This is a genomic window from Methylobacterium sp. WL18 (genome assembly GCF_008040015.1).
Lineage (GTDB): Bacteria > Pseudomonadota > Alphaproteobacteria > Rhizobiales > Beijerinckiaceae > Methylobacterium > Methylobacterium mesophilicum.
The window spans coordinates 1-2,943 of the sequence record NZ_VRVD01000586.1 but is presented as its reverse complement, the minus strand read 5'-3'; the positions used below and the strand labels follow the sequence as shown (position 1 = coordinate 2,943).

General features: G+C 70.1%; 5 protein-coding genes. 3 read left to right on the top strand and 2 right to left on the bottom strand.

Going from position 1 to position 2,943, the window contains the following annotated elements:
* On the top strand, nucleotides 1-511 hold a 511-nt coding region (locus tag FV228_RS25405), incomplete at its 5' end, for a zinc-binding dehydrogenase (protein ID WP_147857085.1).
* Between the two features lie 45 nt (nucleotides 512-556).
* Complete coding sequence (gene greA / locus FV228_RS25400) at nucleotides 557-1,033, top strand: transcription elongation factor GreA (RefSeq protein WP_147857084.1); 477 nt, start codon at nucleotides 557-559, stop codon at nucleotides 1,031-1,033.
* 6 nt (nucleotides 1,034-1,039) lie between these two features.
* Here greA and FV228_RS25395 read toward each other — a convergent pair whose 3' ends face one another.
* Entirely contained in the window at nucleotides 1,040-1,912 is an 873-nt protein-coding gene (locus tag FV228_RS25395; protein ID WP_187277900.1) for a LysR family transcriptional regulator, read from the bottom strand.
* A 140-nt stretch (nucleotides 1,913-2,052) separates the two neighbouring features.
* On the opposite strand from FV228_RS25395, the gene wrbA reads away from it, so the two are divergent.
* Complete coding sequence (gene wrbA, locus FV228_RS25390; RefSeq protein WP_147857083.1) at nucleotides 2,053-2,649, top strand: NAD(P)H:quinone oxidoreductase; 597 nt, start codon at nucleotides 2,053-2,055, stop codon at nucleotides 2,647-2,649.
* A 141-nt stretch (nucleotides 2,650-2,790) separates the two neighbouring features.
* Here wrbA and FV228_RS25385 read toward each other — a convergent pair.
* Nucleotides 2,791-2,943, bottom strand: a 153-nt coding sequence (locus FV228_RS25385) for a Sua5 family C-terminal domain-containing protein (protein WP_281406531.1), incomplete at its 5' end; no start/stop codon positions are given.

The following is a 2,943-nucleotide window of genomic DNA, read 5'->3' as shown; positions in this document are numbered from 1 at the left end:
GGGCGGCGTCGGCTCGGTGGCGGTGGCGCTCCTGGCCCGGGCCGGCTGGCACGTGATCGCCTCCACGGGGCGAGACGGCGAGGCCGATTACCTCAAGGGCCTCGGCGCCGCCGAGATCCTCGACCGCGCGGAGCTGTCCAAGCCCGGCAAGCCGCTCGGCAAGGAGCGGTGGGCGGCCGGCATCGACGCGGTCGGCTCCACCACCCTGGCCAACGTGCTGGCTCAGACCCGGTCCGACGGCGCGGTCGCCGCCTGCGGGCTGGCCCAGGGCATGGACCTGCCGACCTCCGTGGCGCCGTTCATCCTGCGCGGCGTCTCGCTCCTCGGGATCAACAGCGTCACCACCCCGCAGACGAAGCGCCGCGCGGCCTGGGCGCGCCTCGCCCGGGAACTCGATCTCGACAAGCTCGCCAGCATGACGCGCCGGGTCAGCCTGGAGGAGGTCGGCCGGCTCGGGCCGGAGATCCTGGCGGGCCGGATCCGCGGGCGGACCGTGGTGGAGGTCGGTTGAAGCTTTGGCCGGAACCCTTGCCGTTCCCGCCGCATTGCACTTCCCATGAGCGTAGCATTCGTCAAAGAGCCCGAGGGCGGGGAAGCCTTCGAGAACCTGCCCGACCGTCCCATCTCGCCGCACACCAACTTCGTCACGCCGGAGGGGCTGGCGCAGATCGAGGCGGAGGTCGCGCGCCTGGAGCGGGAACTCGGCACCCTGGATCACGCCGACAAGGCGGAGGATTCCCGGATCGGGCGGGATCTGCGGTACTGGCTCGCCCGCAAGAACACCGCGCAGGTGGTCGAGCCGATCGACGGCCAGACCGTGCATTTCGGCGCCACCGTCACGATCCTGCGCGAGGACGAGTCCGGGAAAGAGACGAAGCAGACCTTCCGCATCGTCGGCGAGGACGAGGCCGACCCGCACAAGGGCTCGATCTCCTACGTGGCGCCACTCGCTCAGGCGATCACCGGCAAGAGCGTGGGCGACGTGGTCGAGGTCAACGGCAGCGAAGTCGAAGTCGTCGAGATCCGCGCCTGAACGGCGTCACCGGCCTTCGAAGCGCGCCCGGAGCGGTAGGATCGCTTCGGCGAGGTGTTCCATGAACGCCCGGACCCGCCCGGCGTGACGCAGGTCGGGGTGGGTCAGAACCCAGAGGTCCGCCCCGATCTCCGGGTGTGGGCCGGAGAGCCGGCGCAGGGCGGGGTCGGTATCCGCCTCGAAACACGGCAGCGGCCCGATCCCCAGTCCGGTCGTCACCGCTTCCTTCAGCCCCGTCACCGTGTTGATCCGCAGGCGAACTTTCTCCGGCGGTGCCCTCGTCTGGAGGAAGGATGCGAACAGGCCGCCCCCCACCGTCGAACCCGGAACCACCCAGGCTTCCTCGGCGAGATCGCCATAGGTCTGCCCGGCGCGTCCGTAGATGGCCCAGGCGAGACCGGTGAGACGGCGCCCGACCAGGGATTCGCTGGGGCTCCGGCTCGCGCGGATCGCCACGTCGGCGTCCCGGCGCGACAGGTTCAGCGCTTCCTCGGCCAGGATCAGGTCGATACGGATCTCCGGGTAGCGTGCGCAGAACGACGCCAGGATCGGCATCAGGATCCCGGTCGCGAAGTTCACCGGCGCCGTCACGCGCAACTCCCCGGAGGGCGTCTGCCCTTGGCCGGCGACCGTGCGGGAGAACCGGGTCACGTCGGTCTCGATCCGGCCGGCCGCCTCGATCATCGCCACGCCGGCCGGGGTCGGCACGTAGCCGGTGCGCAGGCGCTCGAACAGGCGCACATCGAGCCGGGCCTCGATCGACCCGAGGCGCCGGAACGCCGTGGAATGGTTGATCCCGAGCTGCGTCGCGGCCGCGGTCAGTCCACCCCGGTCGGCGACGGCTTTCACGAAGCGGAACTCGTCCCAGTCCAGCGACACGCTCGCCTCCTTGCATCTCCGCAAGGGTGTTCTTGCGTGGCGGGGCATTTTTGCAAAGCGCAAAACGCGCGATGGAGAGGCCAGCGCGCCGCCCGGGGGATCTCGGCGGCGCTCCGCAACCCGAGACGGGAGATCGTTCGATGGCCAAGGTCCTGGTGCTGTACTACTCGACCTACGGACACGTGGAGCAGATGGCGTATGCCGTCGCCGAGGGCGCTCGGGAGGCCGGCGCCGAGGCGGTTGTGAAGCGCGTGCCGGAGCTGGTGCCCGAGGAGGTCGCCCGGCAGAACCACTTCAAGCTCGATCAGACCGCGCCGATCGCCACGGTGGATGAGCTGCCCCAGTACGATGCGATCATCTTCGGGACGCCGACCCGCTACGGCAACATGGCCGCGCAGATGAAGCAGTTCATCGACCAGACCGGCGGCCTGTGGATGAAGGGTGCGCTGGTCGGCAAGGTCGGCTCGGTCTTCACCTCCACGGCCTCGCAGCACGGCGGCCAGGAGACGACGCTGACGAGCTTCCACACCGTGCTGTTCCACCACGGCATGGTGGTGGTCGGGCTGCCCTACTCGTTCCCGGGCCAGGTCGGCGTCGAGGCGGTCAAGGGCAACACGCCCTACGGCGCCAGCACGATCGCGGACGGCGACGGCTCGCGCCAGCCCAGCGCGGTCGAGCTGGACGGGGCGCGGTTCCAGGGTCGCCACGTGGCCGGGATCGCGGCCAAGCTGGCCTGACAGCACAGCGCAAGAAAAAAGGCTCGGATCGCTCCGAGCCTTGAAGGAAAAGGCCATTTGGGGGCTGAGAAGGCCTTCGTGATCAATGAACGGGTCACGGCGTCATCTGTTCCACGGCGCCGATAAAAATAACGGTCGCCCTCAACGGGGTGCGGCGGCGCGGGCCAGACGGTCCCGAATCGCCTCGCCCAGGCCGTCCGGGGGGATCGGCGCCACCGCGATGGTGGCGGCCCCGGAGGCATCGAGCGTGCGCAGCGCCCCGAACAGGCGGGACGCCGCCTCGGCCGGATCGCC